This is a genomic window from Caulobacter sp., from assembly GCF_049283275.1.
Taxonomy (GTDB): Bacteria; Pseudomonadota; Alphaproteobacteria; order Caulobacterales; family Caulobacteraceae; genus Caulobacter.
This window is the reverse complement of the sequence record NZ_JBAPVS010000212.1, coordinates 1-17,102: the sequence shown is the minus strand read 5'-3', so window position 1 is coordinate 17,102 and position 17,102 is coordinate 1. Positions and strand designations below refer to the sequence as shown.

Annotated in this window: 12 protein-coding genes; 4 read left to right on the top strand and 8 right to left on the bottom strand. The window is 67.9% G+C overall.

Annotated elements, in window-relative coordinates; all coding sequences use genetic code 11:
- Positions 1-840 (top strand): carbamate kinase (locus tag WAL33_RS11890; RefSeq protein WP_422181664.1); only part of this gene is annotated, 840 nt, incomplete at its 5' end.
- Between the two features lie 234 nt (positions 841-1,074).
- Here the strand turns inward: WAL33_RS11890 and WAL33_RS11885 are convergent.
- Complete coding sequence (locus WAL33_RS11885; RefSeq protein WP_422181662.1) at positions 1,075-1,878, bottom strand: DUF1365 domain-containing protein; 804 nt, start codon at positions 1,876-1,878, stop codon at positions 1,075-1,077.
- The gene (locus tag WAL33_RS11880) at positions 1,875-3,212 is read right to left on the bottom strand and encodes an NAD(P)/FAD-dependent oxidoreductase (RefSeq protein WP_422181660.1); all 1,338 of its coding nucleotides are present in this window, start codon (positions 3,210-3,212) and stop codon (positions 1,875-1,877) included. The genes WAL33_RS11885 and WAL33_RS11880 overlap by 4 nt, the downstream gene beginning before the upstream one ends.
- A 164-nt stretch (positions 3,213-3,376) precedes the next feature.
- Between WAL33_RS11880 and WAL33_RS11875 the strand changes: the two genes are divergently transcribed.
- From WAL33_RS11875 to WAL33_RS11865, 3 genes are read left to right on the top strand one after another with little or no spacing between them, the layout of a single operon-like run.
- Complete coding sequence (locus tag WAL33_RS11875) at positions 3,377-3,955, top strand: sigma-70 family RNA polymerase sigma factor (RefSeq protein WP_422181658.1); 579 nt, start codon at positions 3,377-3,379, stop codon at positions 3,953-3,955.
- Complete coding sequence (locus WAL33_RS11870; RefSeq protein ID WP_422181656.1) at positions 3,952-4,590, top strand: ChrR family anti-sigma-E factor; 639 nt, start codon at positions 3,952-3,954, stop codon at positions 4,588-4,590. The genes WAL33_RS11875 and WAL33_RS11870 overlap by 4 nt, the downstream gene beginning before the upstream one ends.
- Positions 4,587-5,390 carry a DUF1295 domain-containing protein gene (locus WAL33_RS11865; protein WP_422181654.1) on the top strand — a complete coding sequence of 268 codons (804 nt, stop codon included), beginning with the start codon at positions 4,587-4,589 and terminating at the stop codon, positions 5,388-5,390. Before WAL33_RS11870 ends, WAL33_RS11865 begins: the two co-directional genes overlap by 4 nt.
- Here the strand turns inward: WAL33_RS11865 and WAL33_RS11860 are convergent.
- From WAL33_RS11860 to WAL33_RS11835, 6 genes are all read right to left on the bottom strand, one after another.
- Positions 5,387-5,797 carry a DUF2177 family protein gene (locus tag WAL33_RS11860; RefSeq protein WP_422181652.1) on the bottom strand — a complete coding sequence of 137 codons (411 nt, stop codon included), beginning with the start codon at positions 5,795-5,797 and terminating at the stop codon, positions 5,387-5,389. The two genes, WAL33_RS11865 and WAL33_RS11860, sit on opposite strands and share 4 nt — an antisense overlap.
- Positions 5,798-6,187: 390 nt before the next feature.
- Positions 6,188-8,269: a glycoside hydrolase family 65 protein gene (locus WAL33_RS11855; RefSeq protein ID WP_422181650.1), complete on the bottom strand. Its 2,082-nt coding sequence runs from the start codon at positions 8,267-8,269 to the stop codon at positions 6,188-6,190.
- A 148-nt stretch (positions 8,270-8,417) separates the two neighbouring features.
- The gene (locus WAL33_RS11850; RefSeq protein ID WP_422181648.1) at positions 8,418-9,995 is read right to left on the bottom strand and encodes an NAD(P)/FAD-dependent oxidoreductase; all 1,578 of its coding nucleotides are present in this window, start codon (positions 9,993-9,995) and stop codon (positions 8,418-8,420) included.
- 14 nt (positions 9,996-10,009) lie between these two features.
- Complete coding sequence (locus WAL33_RS11845; protein WP_422181646.1) at positions 10,010-13,192, bottom strand: amidohydrolase family protein; 3,183 nt, start codon at positions 13,190-13,192, stop codon at positions 10,010-10,012.
- Positions 13,193-13,246: 54 nt separating this feature from the next.
- Positions 13,247-16,057, bottom strand: a complete 2,811-nt coding sequence (locus WAL33_RS11840) for a TonB-dependent receptor domain-containing protein (protein WP_422181644.1) — start codon at positions 16,055-16,057, stop codon at positions 13,247-13,249.
- Between the two features lie 380 nt (positions 16,058-16,437).
- Positions 16,438-17,102 (bottom strand): FecR family protein (locus WAL33_RS11835; RefSeq protein WP_422181642.1); only part of this gene is annotated, 665 nt, incomplete at its 5' end.

Genomic DNA, 17,102 nt, shown 5'->3' with positions numbered 1-17,102 from the left:
GCCGACAATCAGCGGCGGACCATGGCGGCGGCGGCCGGCCTGGCGCGGGCCTGCGACGGCCATGAGGTGGCTCTGGTCCACGGAAACGGCCCGCAAATCGGACTGCTGGCCCTGACGGCCGACGCCTACGAGGCGGTTCCAGCCTATCCGCTGGACGTGTTGGGGGCGGAGTCCCAGGGCATGATCGGCTATGTTATCGCCCAGGAGCTGCGCAACGCTCTTCCCGCGCGGGAGGTGGCCGTGTTGCTGACCCAGACCCTTGTGGATCCCGCCGATCCGGCCTTTCACCGGCCGACCAAGCCGATCGGCCCGGTCTATCCGGCGGCGACCGCCGGGGCCCTGCGCGCCGCGCGCGGCTGGACCTTCGCGCCCGACGGCGCGAGCTTGCGCCGCGTGGTCGCCTCGCCCGAACCTCTGGACATCGTCGAGACGCCGACCATCGCGCGGCTGGTGGCGGCAGGCGTGATCACCGTCTGCGCCGGCGGCGGCGGCGTGCCGGTGGCCGGGTCGCCGGACGGCGTCCTGCGCGGCGTTGAAGCCGTGATCGACAAGGACCTGGCCGCCGCCCTGCTGGCCGCGCGGTTGAAGGCTCACGAGCTGCTGATCCTGACGGACGTCGACGCGGTCTATCTCGACTGGGGCGCCCCTGGGGCGCGTCCGGTGCGGTCCGGTCGCGTCGAGGATTTTGCCCGCCAAAGCTTCGCCGAAGGCTCCATGGGCCCCAAGGTGCGCGCCGCCTGCCGCTTCGTGCGACAGACCGGCCGACCCGCCGTCATAGGCGCGCTGGAGGACATCGACGGACTGCTGGCTGGCGCGTCCGGCACGCGGATCACGCCGTAGCCGCCACCTCACGGCGCGCCGGTCGGAGCCACGTCCAGGCGCCGGCAGACCGCCCACGGTCGCGATGATCACCATCTTCGGGATGAGGAAAGGCTGAAAAATACCCGCAAACGGGCGCGGACAGCAAACACCCTCAGATTGATCTCAAAAGGCAACGCTCCAAGCATTCCGAACGCTAGTCAGCCTGGTCCGAGATTTCACCTGTTAGCGGCCCAGCAACCGCAACGCGTCCGTTCAGCGTCCAAGACGGCTCTCCCGAGGCCTGCTCTGGATCGTGACCGCCTCGGCCGCCGGCGCCGGCTGGCGGGTCATCCCCACGCCCTTGAGCCAAAGCTTCAGCGCCTCCCAATGGATGGCGGCCGTGACCTTCAGGGTCAGCAGAGGCAGGGCGATGGCGGCGGACAGCAGGTCGCGGTCCTCCATCGGTCGCCGCTCGGCGGCCATGGCGGCGGTGAGCAACGGCCCCTCGGCGTCTCGCCCCATGATCGTCAGGTCCAGCCTCTCGCGCGGGGCATGGCCGCGGAATTCATAGTCCATCGCCATCCCCATGAAGGGCGAGACATAGAGGGCCTTGGCCGCGCCCTGGCGGATCCGTCCGGCCGCCTGATGCCCCTCCGGCACGGGGATGACATAGGCGTGCCGGACCCCGAAGGTGCTGGTCACCTCATAGACCAAGGCCGCCAGCCGGCCGTCGAGATGGTGGCAATAGAAGACGCTGATGGGATTGAAGACGTAACCCAGGACGCGCGGCATGGTCAGCAGGCGAACCGGCCCTTGGCCGATGTCGATCCGCGCCCGGCCGAGCAAAGCCTCGACCTGCGAGCGCAAGGCCGTTGTCGAACCATCCCCATGATCGCGATCATGAAAGGACAGCAGGTTGAACCGGTTATGCGAGAACAGACGCAGCCGGCGGTCCAGGCCGTCGAGCTCCTCCAGATCCAGCAGCAACCAGAAGACGCGATAGCTGAACCGATGCGCCTTGGGCCGCAGTCGCTGGTGCATGACCTCGCCGCGATAGAGCGCCGACGCCCAGGTCACGCCGCCGCCTCCATCGTCGGGGCCGGCGCGGGCGATAGATGGATGCGCCCGCTCTCGTTCTCGACTGTCCAGGGGCGACGCACGCCCCCCAACTGCTCGGCGACGGCCAGACCCGACTGCAGGCCGTCTTCGTGGAAACCCGCGCCGAAATGCGCGCCGCAGAACCAGACCCCGCCCTGCCCTTGAAGACTCCACAGCTGCTTCTGCGCCCGGAGCGCCGCCGGGTTGAAGATCGGATGGTCGTAGAGCTCGCTGCGCAACAAGGTGTCGGGGTGTGGCGGGCGTGGCGGGTTCAGGGTGACGAACAGGTCCTGGCCGGTCAGACCCTGAAGCCTGTTCATCCAATAGGTGACGCACAGGCCGTCGTCCGCGCCGATGTAGTTCCAGCTGGCCCAGGCGCCACGGCGGCGTGGCATCAGGCCGGCGTCCGTATGGAGCACGGTCAGATTGCGGCTGTAGCGGAAGGCGCCCAGCAGTTCGGCCTCGCGGGCGGTCGGCTCGGCCAACATGGCCAGGGCCTGATCGGCGTGAGCGCCGATCACGACGTGGTCGAAGCGTTCGACCCCGCCCTGGCTGTCGTGGATCATGACCCCGTGATCGGTGCGTCGCACCGCGGTGACGGCCCTTTCAAGCCGGACGTCGCCAAGGCTGCGGGCAAGATGCTCGACATAGACCCGGCTGCCGCCCTCGACCGTTCGCCAAAGCGGGCGACCGACCAGCTTCAACAGACCGTGATTGCCGCAGAACCGAATGAAGGCTTCGGCCGGATAGTCCATCAACGTATGGACGGGCGAAGACCATATCGCCGCGGCCATCGGCAGGAGGTGGTCGTCGCGAAAAGCCTGGCTGAAGCCTTCCCGTCTGAGGTAGCCGCCGAGTGTCAGATCGGGGTCCATGGGCCCCATCAGATCGATCGGGGCCTGCCTATAGAAACGCATGATCTCGCCCAGCATCGACCAGAAACGAGGCCGCACGACGTTGCGGCGCTGCGCGAACAGGCGGGGCGCGGCATATTCGAACCGCCCCTCATCCAGCGACACGGCGAAGGACATTTCGGTCGCCCGCGTGGCGACGCCCAGATGCTCAAAAAGGGCGATCAGATTGGGATAGGTGGCGTCGTTGAAACAGATGAACCCCGTGTCGACCGCCACTTCCCCCTCCATCGTCGAGGCCATGACGGTGTTGGAGTGCCCGCCCAGACGATCGGTCTTTTCGTAGACCGTCACTTGGTGGCGCTGCGACAGCAGCCAGGCCGACGACAGGGCCGCGACACCGGACCCCACCACGGCGATCTTGAGAGGCCCGGCGGAAGGGCGGGCGTACGAAGATGACATTGCGGCTCCGAAAAGCGCTCGCCCTTCAAAGGTCGGGCCTTATCGAACTACGCATCGGCGTCGGGATTGGATCGCGAATGATCCAAATATTTCCCCGGAGCGTACTAAGCTTCATGCATGTCGCGAGCGCATCATCGGCGTCACAAGGAAGTCGGTCTCTCCGCATGAGCCATTCGGAGCTCGAGCAAGACCCGCTGTTTCACGACCGCCTGATCGAGGCGGTGGCGCTGCGACGCGACCGCGATGCGTTCGCCCATCTGTTCAACCATTTCGCCCCGCGGCTTAAGGCCTGGCTGATCAGGTCCGGCGCCGCGCCCGGCGCGGCCGAAGATTTCGCCCAGGACGCCATGCTGACCGTGTGGCGCAAAGCGGATCTGTTCGACCCGCGAAAGGCCCGGGCGGCGACCTGGATCTTCACCATCGCCCGTAACCGACGCCTGGATGCGCTGCGGCGCGACGCCCGCCCGCTTCCCATCCCCGAGATAGAATTGGCGGGCGAAGCCGTTCTCCGCCCCGACGAGATCCTGTCGGTGTCGCAGGACACCGAACGGGTGCGAGAGGCGCTGTCCCACCTGAGCCGCGAACAGGTGGAGGTGTTGCGCTTCGCCTTTTTCCTGGAAAGCCCCCATTCCGAAATCGCCCTTCATCTCAATCTGCCTCTGGGCACCGTCAAATCCCGAATTCGCAACGCCATGATAAAGCTTCGCCTCATCCTCCAACCGTCTCGGGAGGCGCCCCGATGATCCCGCGCCACGGTCCGTCCGAGGAGCGACTGCTCGCCTACGCCGCCGGCGTCCTCAGCCCGCCTCAGGCCGTCGTCGTCGCCACCCATCTGGCGCTGCGCCCCGCGGCCGACGCCTGGGTGCGCCGGCTCCAGGCCGTCGGCGGCCAATTTCTCGAGGAGACGGCGCCCGTGGCCCTGTCCTCGGACGCTCTGACGCGAGCCCTTGCGCGCGTTGAGACCGATGCGGGCGAGGTGAAGCGGCCGGCCCTGCTCAACGACATGCCCGAACTGCCCGAGCCGCTGCGGCGCTACGCGCTTGGACCGTGGCGCTGGATCGGGCCAGGCATGCGGGTGCGTGACGTCCATGCCCCGCGTGACGGCGACTGCAGGGTCATATTGCTCAGGATCGATCCGGGGCGCGAGACGCCCCGCCACACGCATCGCGGCGACGAACTGACCTGCGTCCTGACCGGCGCCTACGCCACCGAGACGGATCGTTTCGAGGTCGGCGACCTGGAGGAGGCCGACGGCGAGGTGCTTCACCGGCCGCGGGTGGTGTCGGATCAGCCCTGTCTCTGCGTCGCCGCCCTGGACGGCCAGATCCAACTCGACGGCTGGTTGGGACGGCTGATGCAGCCCTTCGTGCGGCTATGATCGAACTCCTGCCGCTTTGGGCGGCGGCGACGCTTTTTCTGGTTCTGACGATGAGCGCGGCCTGGCTGGTCCAATGGCGCACCGGTCAGGGCGGGTGGGCCGACGCCTTCTGGTCGTTCGGCCTGGGCGCGGCGGGCGTCGGTGTCTCGCTGTTTCCGTTGCATGGCGCGGCCCCCTCCGCGCGCCAGGTGCTGGCGGCCGTGCTGATCGGGCTTTGGGGCTTGAGGCTGGGCGCGCACATCGCCAGAAGGGCGGCCAACGAGCGCGAGGACGCCCGATACGCTCGCTTGCGTCACGACTGGGGCTCCCGTTTTCAGACACGGATGTTCGGCTTCCTGATGCTGCAGGCGGGCGCCGCGGCGTTCCTGGCCCTTAGCATTCTCCTGGCTGCGCGCAATCCGGCGCCGGCCTTGGGCTTCCAAGACGGGCTGGCCGCCCTGATCTTCCTGTCCGCCCTGGCTGGCGAGGGACTGGCCGATCATCAACTCGCCGCCTTCAAGGCCGACCCGGTCAACCGCGGCCTCATCTGCGATAGCGGCCTGTGGGCCTGGTCGCGCCACCCCAACTACTTTTTTGAATGGCTGGGCTGGTGCGCCTGGCCGCTGTTCGCCATCGACTTCGGCGGCGACTGGCCCTGGGGTTGGCTGGCGCTGAGCGGACCGGCCTACATCTATTGGCTGTTGACGAAGGTCTCGGGCGTGCCCTTGCTGGAAGACCACATGAAGCGCTCGCGCCCCGACGCCTTCGCCGCCTACGCCGCCCAAACCAGCGCCTTCTTCCCTCGCCCGCCCCGTCGCTAGGCCGGCGGGCGCAGAAGCCTCGCGGCCAGGGCGCAAGCGCTCGCCGATGCGCTGGCGCTGACGCACATGCCCCAAGCCATGTCGATCAAGGAGAGCTTCAGGCTCCAGCTCTTCAGCGTGGCCAGATTGGTCAGGTCATAGGTCCCATAGGCGAACAGCCCCAGCAGTCCTCCCCAGAGCAGGGCCTTCTTCCAGCCGCCCTCGGCCAGGCCAGGCAGCACGGCGAACAGGGTCAGCCCCGCCGCATACAACGCATAGAACGCGATCGCCGGCGCCAGTTTGAAATTATCCGCCAGCATCGACCCGACAAGCGGCCGGTAAAGTCGGTCTCCCATCGTTCCCAACCAGGCCGTGTCGATCAGGGCGAAGAAGACCAGCGTCAGGACATAGGCGATGGCGACGTTCATGTGAGGCTCCACTCTTCACAACGAGATACGCGTGGGGCGTGCGAATGGATCGATTGATGCTCATCTGGCTCGTAAACGCTATCGTCGTCGGTCGCTGAATTTGGGATCAGAAGGCTCGCGATAGGAGTCAGCTGTGCGGTTAGGAGACGGGATTCCGCGACCTGGTCGTGATGTTGAGTTCGGGTTTGCGGTCGGTGACGCCGGTGAAATCTGTTGAATCACGGGTCTTAGGCGTCGCTTGGTCGTTGGCGAGGCGATACGCGGCGGCGATCGCAGCGGTCATAAGGCCTAGGCTTTTCATCTGGCGACCGGCCATGTCGCGTTCGCGCCGGCGCCACGGAGGCGAAGCGCGCGCCGCTGTCAGGCAAAGGCGTGGAGTCATGCCTGGAATCAGCGACCACCCTCAAGGGCCGTCAGGCGCGCCGGCTCGCCGTGGCGGGCTTCCAGGCGCATGGGGCGACCGCGCACCCACAACCGATCGATCTCTATCGCCGTCCAGCCGGCCGGCAGGACCACCGGCGCCTTGGGCCAGGTCTCCGGCTCGCCCTCGCTCGGTTCCAGGCGCGGCATGCCCAGCAGGAGGCCGCTCAGGAAACCGCCCATGTTGGCGAAGAACGGACCCGCGCGCGGTTGTTCCGGAAAGCGGTCCGGACGGTATTCCAGGATCTGGCCGAACCGCCCGCCTTCGAACTTCGCATAGCCCTCGTCGAGCAGCTTCAGGGCCAGGGCGCGGTCACCGGTTCGCGTCGCCCAGGCCCCGTAGAGCGCCGACAACATGGGGCTGCCCAGATAGGCGTCGGCCTGGTCGAGATAGAAGTCGAGCGTGGCCTTCTCCGCGGCGGGATCGAGCCGATAACCGAATGGCCAGACGCCCATCAGGGGATCGGGGGTTGCGCCCTTCTCCTCGGTCTTGCGATAGCCATCGTGCGACACGACCACCTTGTCGCGCTGCGGCAAGACCATGGTCTTGGCGATCTCTTCCCAGCGCGGATCGACCGCGTAGCCCAGGCGTTGGCCGAGACGAGTCGCGTCCTCCAGAACGACCACGGCGGCCATGTTGGTGAAGGCGGCGTTGTCGACGGGCTCCTCGCGCTCGGCGATGCCCATCGAGGCGCGGATCTCGTAGCCGTCCGGCGTGCGGTGCGCCCGCGAAACGATCCAGTCGGCGACGCCGGACAGCACCGGCCAGGCCTGTTCGCGCCGGAACTCGCCCTGCCCGGTCACATCGGCAAAGAACGCGAAGGCGCGGGCGACGTCCAGCGAGACATGGTCCTCGTGCCAGGCCGCCGTGCCCGGCAGTGGCGCGGCCTCCTCGCCGAACGATGGTGAGCTTTCCCAGGGAAATTGCGCGCCGGTCCGCCCCATCATCTTGGCGTTCGCGCGAGCGGCGGCGAGGTTGCGGAAGCGGTAGTCCAGCAGGGACGCGGCGGCTTGCGGCTGAACCAGCGCCAAGACTGGGACCGCGAAAGCCTCGATGTCCCACATCACGTGGCCGTAATAGTAATGGTAGTCGTGCCAGGTGGCCAAACCGAAGATCGAGGTCGAGGCGCATGACGAGGCGTGGACCGAGCTGTTGAGATAGAAGAAGGCCGCATCGGCCAGGGCCTGCCAGCGCGGTTCGGCGCCGACCAGCCGGATGCGTCCTTTCCAGATTTCGTCCCAAATCGCGCGGTTCTCCCGTCGCAGCACCTCGAACCCGTCATGCCGCGCCTTGGCGGCCATCCGACCGGCCTGCTCGTCGGGACGGCTGTGCAGGGCGCTGGGCACAAGGCTGGTCACCTGGCGCAGGCGGTAGGTCGCGCCGGCGCGCGCCCGGAAAGCATAGGTCGAAATCAGGCCCGAGGCGTCGAGCGCCGGTCGCAGCGCCTCAGCCTCCCCGCTCGACCCGCCGGCCATCTCGGTGACATAGGCCAATCCAACTCGGCCCAGCGCTCCGGCCGACTCCCACAACAGAACGCCGTCGCAATGGGTCTGCGCCTCGCCCGGCGTATCGCGCAGGAACCTCAGCGCTCGCCCCAGCACGCCCGGCACAGCCACGCCGGCGCGGACCCGCAGGTCGCAAGCCCCGTCGACCGTCAAGGCGACCTCCTGGCAGACCAGGGTCGGATCTTCGCGACTGGCGAAGGTCAGCACCGTGCAACTCACCCGCCGACCGCACGCGATGAAGACGAACTGGCTGGTCAGTTCGCCCGAGGCGAAATCGTAGGCCTGTTCGAGTTCGCCGACCTGATGCTGCAGGTCCGACAGCCAAACGCCGTTCACGGCGATGTCGCCGGCCAGCGGATAGGGCGCCGGCGCGGCCGCCTCGATGCGGCGCTCGGGATCCTCGCCGGCATAGCCGCTGACCAGAGCCATGCCGGCCTGCAACGGCTGGGCGCGGACGCGCAGGCCGATCAGGCCGTTGCTGACATAGGCGGGAAGGTCGCGATCCCCCTCCCCGGTTACGGGCGGCGGGCTGATGGGCCTGGACACGACTTCCCCTCTGCGGCCGAGAGCTTCCTGCAAACTCGGCGGCCCGGAAGCCAGCTGGGTTCCGGACGCACAGGAGTTCGCCATGCCAACGGCCGACCCACGCATCGGTTGCTCGGCTTGGACCTATGACGATCGGCGCGGTCCGTTCCTACGCCGCCGACACCCTGGCCTGGATCAACTTCAGCGCCTCGTGGGCCGACAGCGCCGCGCCTTCCTGCCAGGCGTTGATGTAGCTCATGTGTTCACCGGCGAAGTAGAAGGCGCCGTCGGGCTTGCACAGCTCGGCGTAGTCGGTGGCGCGCTGCTCTTGCTTCCAGCCCACGGCCACGCCCTCGCTGAAGGGCGTCTGCATCCACGAGACCGTGAAGGGCTTGGTCAGCTCCTTGCCGTGGCCTGGGTGGAATTTTTCGATCACGCCGCGCGAAACGGCGAAGCGCTCGTCGAACGACATGGCCGCGTACTTGCCCGGATTGTCCGGACCAGAGAAACCGATCGAATAGGCTCCGACCAGGATGCCGGTCTTCTCGCCGATGCCGCCGCTGGGATACCAGACCAGCTCGCTGGCCTGGTCGGTCCAGCCCAGGCCGCCGTACTGGAAGTCGTCCTGCTCCCAGAACCGCCGGCTCTCCCAGGCCACCTTGGTGCCGTGGTGGTATTCGCCCGCCGCGATGGCCTGCTTCACGCGCGGCGCGAAGTCGGACGGGATCTTGGCCAACACCGGCAGCGGGATCGTGCAGATGCAGTAGTCGGCCTCCAGCGTCTGTGCGCCCGCCTTGTCGGCGTAGACGATCTTCACGCCCCCATTCTTCTTCCCTTGGGGCGATGTCTTGCGCAGCTCCTTGACCACGGCCTCGAACTTCACGGCCGGCCTGACCGCCTCGTAGAGGGCGTAGGAAATCCGGTCCATGCCGCCCACCGGCTGCAGCATGGTGGCCTGCATGTCGATGATCTCCTCGAAGATCAGGCTGGCGCCCCAGAACTGGGACTTCATCATGTCGGCCATGCGCAGCGGCGGCCCGCCCTTGGGCGGATGGTCGTAGCCCCCCGGCGAGGCCAGGAAGCCGGCCCGGGTCGAGCCTTCATAACTATTCTTGGAGAGATCGCCGTAGGCCGACAGGTAGCCCAGCAGCTTCTGCTTATCGAGACCGGTCAGTTCCTGATCCAGCGCCCCCCTGTCGACGGCCTTGGCCAGCAGTTCGGTAAAGGCGCCGCGGGTGTCGTTGACCGCCTGGCGCTCGGTGACCACCTGGCCGGCGAAGTCCAGCTTGGCCGATCGGTTGGCGTTGACCATCACCTCCAGCGGCACGCCCAGCTCCTGGCAATAGCCGAGGACGGCGTGGTGCCACTGCGGGATGCGGGCGGGGCCGGCGTTGAAGTAGTCGTTTTTGCCGCTCGCCCAGTCGACGGTCTGGTCCGGCCGGCCCGTCTGGACGATCTTCGAGCCCGAGCGCACCGACCAGGCCCGACCGCCCGGCCGCTCGCGCGCTTCCAGCACCGTGACCGTGTAGCCCGCCTTGCGCAGCTCGTAGGCGGCGACCAGGCCCGCGACGCCTGCCCCGAGGATCGCCACCGAGGCCCCCTTGCCGCCCGCCAGGCCCAGCTTGGGCGCGCCGGCATAGGCGCGGGGCGCGGCCAGAAGGCCCATGCCCATCATGGTGGTGTAGAGCGCCCCATAGCCGCCGGCCAAACCGACCGCGTTGAGAAACCGGCGTCGCGAAATGCCCATGATCGTCTCCCAGACTAGACTTGAAGGCTGAAGGTCGGCGCGAAACCGCAGGCTCCATCGCAACATGAAGCGCGAGCCTGCGCCAGGAAGTCGGGCTCGTGCCACCAGTATTCGGCCGAGGCCTCGCAAACGAAGCGCCGAGCGCCGTTTCTCTGGGCGCCGCCCAGGGCGGCCTGCTGGGCATGGTCCGCGAACGGACCGATCAGGTCGGCGATCGTGTAGACCTCTCCGTGCTTGATCACCTTGGCGACCTTGGCCGCGTCCTCGATCCTGGCCAACGGGTCGCCGTCGACCACGACCAGGTCGGCGTAGTTGCCGGTCGCGATCGAGCCCAGCGGCTCGTCCAGATACTCGCCCGAAGCGCTGGTGGCGGTGACCAGCGCCTCGAACGGCGTCATGCCGTAGCGGACCATGGCCCGCAGATTCATGTGCAGGCTGACGGCGTTGAAGTCGATCGGCGAGTCCGTGCCGGTGGTGATGCGGCCGCCGGCCCGGACGGTGCGCGCCACCTCCGCGACGTTACGAGCCAGCGAGGCCAGGATCGGCGTGCGGTCCATGGTCGCCATCTGCTTGGCGCGCTCCAGCAGCCGGGCGTACTCCCACGGCGGATACAGCGCCTTGATGCGCGGATCGTCGACCAGGGAGCGGTCGTCCGCGAGCAAGGCCGTGGAGGTGAACAGGGTCGGCGTGCGCGCCGCCTTGCTGGCCACGAAGGCGGCGTTGACGTCCTGGTAGGTGTTCCCCAACGCGCTGACCGTACGCGAATAGCCGGTGCGGCTGGTCGCGCCCAGGTGCTCCATGCCGTCCATGCCCAGGCCCAGCGCCGGGTAGTGATAGTGCGAGGTCAGCGGCAGGCCCTTGGCGTGGGCCCAGGCGATGACCTCCCTCTGGCGCTCGCCCGAGAGGCGGACATAGGTCTTGATCAGGTCGTAGGACAGCGCCTCGGCCCGCTTCATCTCCAGCGCCATCTGGCCGGGCTCGGTGACCGGCCGCATGAAGTTGTAGAAGATCCGCGAGCCGTCGATCGCCTCGCCGGTGGCGTAGTAGCGTGGGCCGACCCGCTTGCCGGACTCAATCGCCTCCTGGTCTTCCACCGTGTGATAGGCCGGACCGCCGGGCGAGCGGGTGGTGGTCACCCCCAGCGACAGCCACAGCCGCCCTTCCCGGTCGCCGTAGCCGTAGCCTTGCATCTGGCGATGGGTGTGCATGTCGATCAGGCCGGGCATGACCACGCCCGTCGGCGCGTCAACGACGGTCACGTCGGCCGCCACCGCGCCGCGCGGGGCGACGCCGGCGATGCGACCGTCGGAGATCAGGACATCGACGTTCTCGCGCAAGGTCGGCGACTTGCCGTCCCAAAGGCGGGCGGCCCGCACCACCATCCGCCCCTTGGGTCGGACATTGGTCCAGGTCAGGCCGTGCGGCACGGCCCTGGGCGCGCCGCCGGCGGCCGAAATCAACTTCAGCTGGCCGGCGGAGATATAGATCAGGGTCTTGCCATCGCCGCTCCAGCTGACGGCGTCGGTGACTTCATCGTTGAGCGGCTTGGGCGGACCCAACAGCCTGCCGGTCTCGTCGACCGGCGACAGATGCAGGCGGCTGGCGAAGACATAGGCCAGGGCCTTGCCGTCCGGCGACCAGACCGGGCCGTCATCGCCGCGCGTGCCCAGCGAGCGGTCGGCCAGGATCGGAGCGTAGGTCCCCTTCCCGCTGGCCACGTCGACGGTCAGGATTTCGCTGAGCCCCTCGCGGAACCTGGCGGAGTACGGCTTGAACGCGGCGTAGGCGATGGTCTTGTCGCCCGGGCCCCAGGTGGGCTTGCCCGGTTCCCAGAGGTCGCCATAGACGCGGCGGGTCTCACCGGTCGCGGCGTCGGCGACGAACAGCCCGCCGTTCTGGCTGAGAAAGGCGATCGACTTGCCGTCGCGCGACCAGGCGCTCGACACCGCCGCGCCGTCGAAATGGGTCAGCTGGCGGCTCGCGCCGGTGGCCATGTCACGCAGCCAGATGTCGAGCGATCCGCCCTTGTCGGTCGAATAGGCCAGGGTTTTGCCGTCCGGCGACCAGGCCGGGTCGACCTTGCTGAAGGCGTCGTCGATCAGCGGCTTGGCGGGGCCGCCGCCGAGGTCGAGCCGATAGAGATCATTCAAGGCGCGGAACACCACCTGCAGGCCGTCCGGCGACAGGGCCGGGCTGCCGACGCCCACCACCGGCCGCGTCTTGGCCGAAAGGAAGTCGCGGCTTTTCTTGGTGTAGCGCGGTGTCAGTACCGGAACCTTGGCGGTGAAGGCGATGGTCGTGGCCGGTCCCGCCAGCGTCCGGCGCTTGATCTGGCCGTCGGCCGTATAGAGGAACTCGCCGGACGGCAGCCAGGCGGCGCGGAACGGAAAGACGTCCTCGCCCTGCACCACGACGCCGGCGGCGTTGCGCAGCTCGGCCTTGCCGTTCTCGATGGCGGTGAAGACCACGTCCTGGCCGTCCGGCGTGAAGGCCGGGCTGGCCACGGAGGCGGCGTTGAACCGGTCGGCCGACGCCTTGACCTTGGCCACCGTCCGTCGCGCGCCATCCAGGCCTTGGACGTCGATGCGGACCTTGTCGACCGTGAAGGTGATGCTCTTGCCGTCCGGCGACCAGGAGGGTTCGAACTCGTCGGTCGGTCCTGAGCTGAAGGCGGTGATCTCGCCGCCGGCGACGTCCAGCAGGTGCACGCCGTAGCGACCGCCGCGGTCGCTGGAGAACGCGATCTTGCGTCCGTCCGGCGACCACCGCGGCTCGCGGCAATCGAACGCGCCCTTGGTCAGTTGCTTCAGGCCCGTTCCGTCGGCCCCGATGGTCCAGACGTGGAAGTTGCCGTCGCGATAGGACTGGAAGGCCAGGGTCTTGCCGTCCGGCGACCAGTCGGGCTGGGCGATCTCGTAGATCTCTTCGGTCAGCCGTCGGGCCGGGCCGCCCTCGATCGGGATCAGCCAGAGCATGGCGTAGACGTCGAAGGCCACGGTCTTGCCGTCCGGCGAAACGACCGCGCAGATGTTGGTGCCTTCGGTCGCCGTGACCATGCGGGTGTCGGCGGCCGGCGGCTGATCGGCCGCCTTCGCGCCAGGCGGCGTCAGGGCGGCGACGCCGGAGGCGGCGATCACCCCGCCGCCGATCGAAAACAGCCGGCGGCGGCTGACGCCGCGCGAGGAAGTCTTGGTCATGGTGAACTCGCGTGAGGGCCGGTCCGGGCGCTCGCCCGGACCGGCGAACCAAGCCTAGAAGCGGGCGGCGACGCGGGCGTAGTAGAAGCCGCCGCTGATCCCGTACGGAGAGTACTGATTGTAGTAGGCGAAGGCGGGCGTGCCGCGATTGGCGGCGCGAACGCTGTCGGGATAGGCGTCGAGCAGGTTGTTGGCCCCGACGCTGACCGTGACGTTTTCCGTCGCTGCGTAGCTGACGTCCAGGTCGGCGATCAGTTTGGGGCTGACGGTCTCGTCATTGGCCGCCAGCGAGGTGCGCTGGATGACCTCGCCATAGCGGGTCAGGCGCAGGTTGGCGTCGAACTTCCCAAGGGTCCAATCGGCGCCCACGATGAACTTGTCCTTGGGCGTGCCGACCGTCAGGTCGCCGATCTTCACCCGGTCGATATAGACGATGCCGGCCGAGGCCAGGGCCGGCGGCGGCTGGACTACGCGGGTGAACTCGTTCTTGGTGTGGTTGGCCGAGACCGTCCAACGCACCGCGCCGAAGTCGCCGAAGTCGGTGTGGTAGTCGACCACCAGGTCGATGCCGCGCGTCTTCGTATCGGCGAAGTTGCCGTAGTAGAAAGCCGCCTGTTGGGGGTTCAGCCCCTGGCTGGCCAGGGCGTTGCTGACCGCCGCGTTCGGCCCAAGCGTGCCGCTCTGCAGGATGCGGTTGTCGATCTTGATCTGGTAGACGTCTAGCGTGACGTTCATCCGCCGTATCGGCTGGGCCACGAGCCCGATCGAGTAGTTGGTCGACTTTTCCGGCCGCAGCGGCTTGGCGCCGAGCGCGATGGCGGCGGGATTGTCCGGCGGCAGCAGTTGCACCGGATAGAGCTGGGTGGTCGTGGCCGGCGGCACGATCACGCCGATGGTGCTGGACGAGGCGTAGTGCTGCTGTTGCAGGGACGGCGCGCGGAAGCCCGTGCTGGCCGTGCCCCGGATCGCCAGGTTGGGCAGGATCGCGTAGCGGCTGGACAGCTTGAAGGTCTTGGCGTCGCCGAAGTCCGAATAGTGCTCGAAACGTCCGGCCAGGGCCATTTCCAGCTTGTCGGTCAGCTTCTGCTCCACGTTCAGATAGGCGCTGATGTTGTCGCGCGAGAACGAACCGGCCGAGAACGGCGGGAAGCCGGTCACGCCCTGGGAGCCGCCGGCGAACACGACGCCGGCCTGCGGGCTGCCGGCCGGGGCCACATAGCCGCCGTTGACGTACGAGGCCGGTTCGCCGGCCACGATGCCGAACTTGTCGTCGCGATATTCCAGGCCCGCGGCCAGGAACATCGGCTCGGCCAGGACACCGGTATCCAGCTCACGCGTGAGATCCAGGTTGGTGGTCCATTCCTGGAATTTCAGCGTGCCGATGAAGAAATAGGTGGGGCTGGCCGGGCCGAGCGACGCGTTCAGCGAGTTTTCGTAATAGTCGACGTCGTCGCGGCTGAAGGTGGTCGACAGGTCCCAGTCGAAGCCCAGAACATCCGAGCCCTTGGCGCCGGCGGCCACCTGGAAGTCGCGGTCCTTGAGGAACAGCTTCGGCGTATAGCCGTCGGGATTGACCGCCGTGATGTTGTTGCTGGCGTTCGGGTTGCGGAAGGTGAGCCAGGCCGCGGTGTTGCGGCTGGAGAAGGTGCCGAACGAATAGAGATCGATCTCGTCGTTCAGCGGCGCGCCGGCGCCGTAGCTCAGCGAGTACAACTGCACCTGGGGTGAACCCGGATGGCTGGTGTGGCGATCGGCCGTGGCCTCGCGCGGATCCGGGGTCGAGCCAGGCGCCCCCACCCTCACCGGCTGGCCCAGGGCGTTCAGCGGGAAGTACATCTGAGTGGTGTTCAGCGTCTTGTCGCCCCGATCCGTCATGTCGCTGACGCGGACGTCGGTCGTCAGGTTCAGATAGCCGTCCTCGCCCAGCTTCATGCCCAGATTGCCGGAGAACTGAGCGGTCTTGCCATCGCCCGCGCCGGTCTCGCCATAGAGCGCGGTCATCGAACCGCCGTCGGGGCTCTTCTTCAGGATGACGTTGATGACGCCGGCCAGGGCGTCCGAGCCGTACTGGGCCGAGGCGCCGTCACGCAGCACCTCGATCCGCTCGATCGCTGCCGAGGGGATCAGATCCAGATCCGGCGGCGACTGACCGTTCTGGGTGGTGCCGTTGACGAACAGGATGGCGGTGTTGTGCCGGCGCTTGCCGTTGACCAGCACGAGGGTCTGGTCGGCTGAGAGGCCACGCAGCGACACCGTCTTGATCGCGAAGCTGGCGCCCGCGCCGCTGTTGGAGGTGTTGGCCGACGGCACTAGGGTCGAGATCAGGTCGCGCGTCGACTGCTTGCCGCTCTTGCTCAGTTCGGCGGCCGAGATCACGTCGATCGGGGCCATGCTCTCGGTCACCGTGCGCGAGGTCGAGCGCGTGCCGGTGACGATCAGTTCCTCAATGATGCTGGGCGCGTCGGGTTCTGGCGGCGCGACGGGCTCTGGGGGCGACGATAGCGCCCCCCCGCCGGCGTTCGACCAACCCGTCCGGATGAGGCCGGTGCGCGGCGGCGCCAGCACGATCGTCTTGCCGTCGTTGGAGACCACCGTCAGCCCCGTGCCGACCAGCAGCTGCTCCAGGGCGCGATCGACCGGCAGGGCGCCGCGCACCGGCGCGGTGCGCCTGCCCTGAGCGGCGTCGGATTGAACCAGGATCTGCACGCCCGCCTGACGGGCGAACTGGCGGATGCCCGTCGCGGCCGGCTGGGCGTCGATCCTGAACGGCATGGCCTGGGCCAGAGTGGTTCCCGCGCTCAGCGCCCAAATCGCCGAGGCCGCGCACAGCAGCCTCCGCCCCGCGGAACGTTTCCAGTCACGCATCGACAATCCCCCATCGTTCCGAGGCCAGCCATACGTGGCCTCCTGACAGGACGAGGTGTCGGGGCTTATTTTCCGGCGGGCGAGCACACGATTGGTCCGCTCACGGCCCAACACGCCCACTTTTGCGCCAGCTTCACCGCTCGGCGCCTGTTTCGAATGCGGGGCGGCGCGACCGCGCGTTGCGCTGGAAGTCTTTCCGCCGGGAGCCGCTCTTTCAGTCTTCCATGAACGCTCCCGCCCCAAAAGTTCTGAGGAGAAAGGGCCGATGGGCGCAGCTTAGATTGCGACGACCCGCGCGCCGGAGAAGTAAGGTCTGCTCATGTCGCCCAAGCGAATGAGAAACAGTCAATCCAATCACGATCAGGGCGAGTTGTATGGGCTTACGAAACGTGAGCGCGCGCGATCCGAATAGTGCGATCGTCGTCGCTGACCACGGCGCCGAGGGTCGCGGCGACGGCGGCCGCGAAACTTTCGGGTTCGTTGGTCTGGAAGAGGCCGACGAAGCGCTCCTGCGCCAGCGCCGGATCATCGATCACGATCTGGCGGCTGTTGTAGCGGTTGAACAGACGCGCCGCCTGTTCGAGGCTCTCGCCGTCCAGGGCGATCTCGCCGTTGCGCCAGGCCAGGCTGCGCTCGATCTCGGACGGCGACTCCGCCATCGTGGGCGACGCGGCGCTGGCCAGGATGACCCGGCTGCCCGCCGACAATCGCCGCCGTGAGGCCTGATCGCCCTCGATCCAGGTTTCGACCACGCCCTCGGTGACCATCACGTCGACGCCGGTCTCGGCTTCGTCTCCATGCCGCACCGAGAAGGCCGTGCCCACGGCGCGCACACGGACAGAACCCGCCGCGACGGTGAACGGGCGCTGCGGATCCTTGGCGACCTGGAACCAGGCCTCGCCCCTCTTCAGGACGACGTGGCGCGACTTGGGTTTCATGGCCACTTCGAGCGCGGTCTTGGTGTTGATCGCCACCATCGAGCCGTCGGCCAGCGGCACGCGCCGGATCTCGCCCAGCCGTGTGTCCAGCCGCTGCGGCCGCGCGG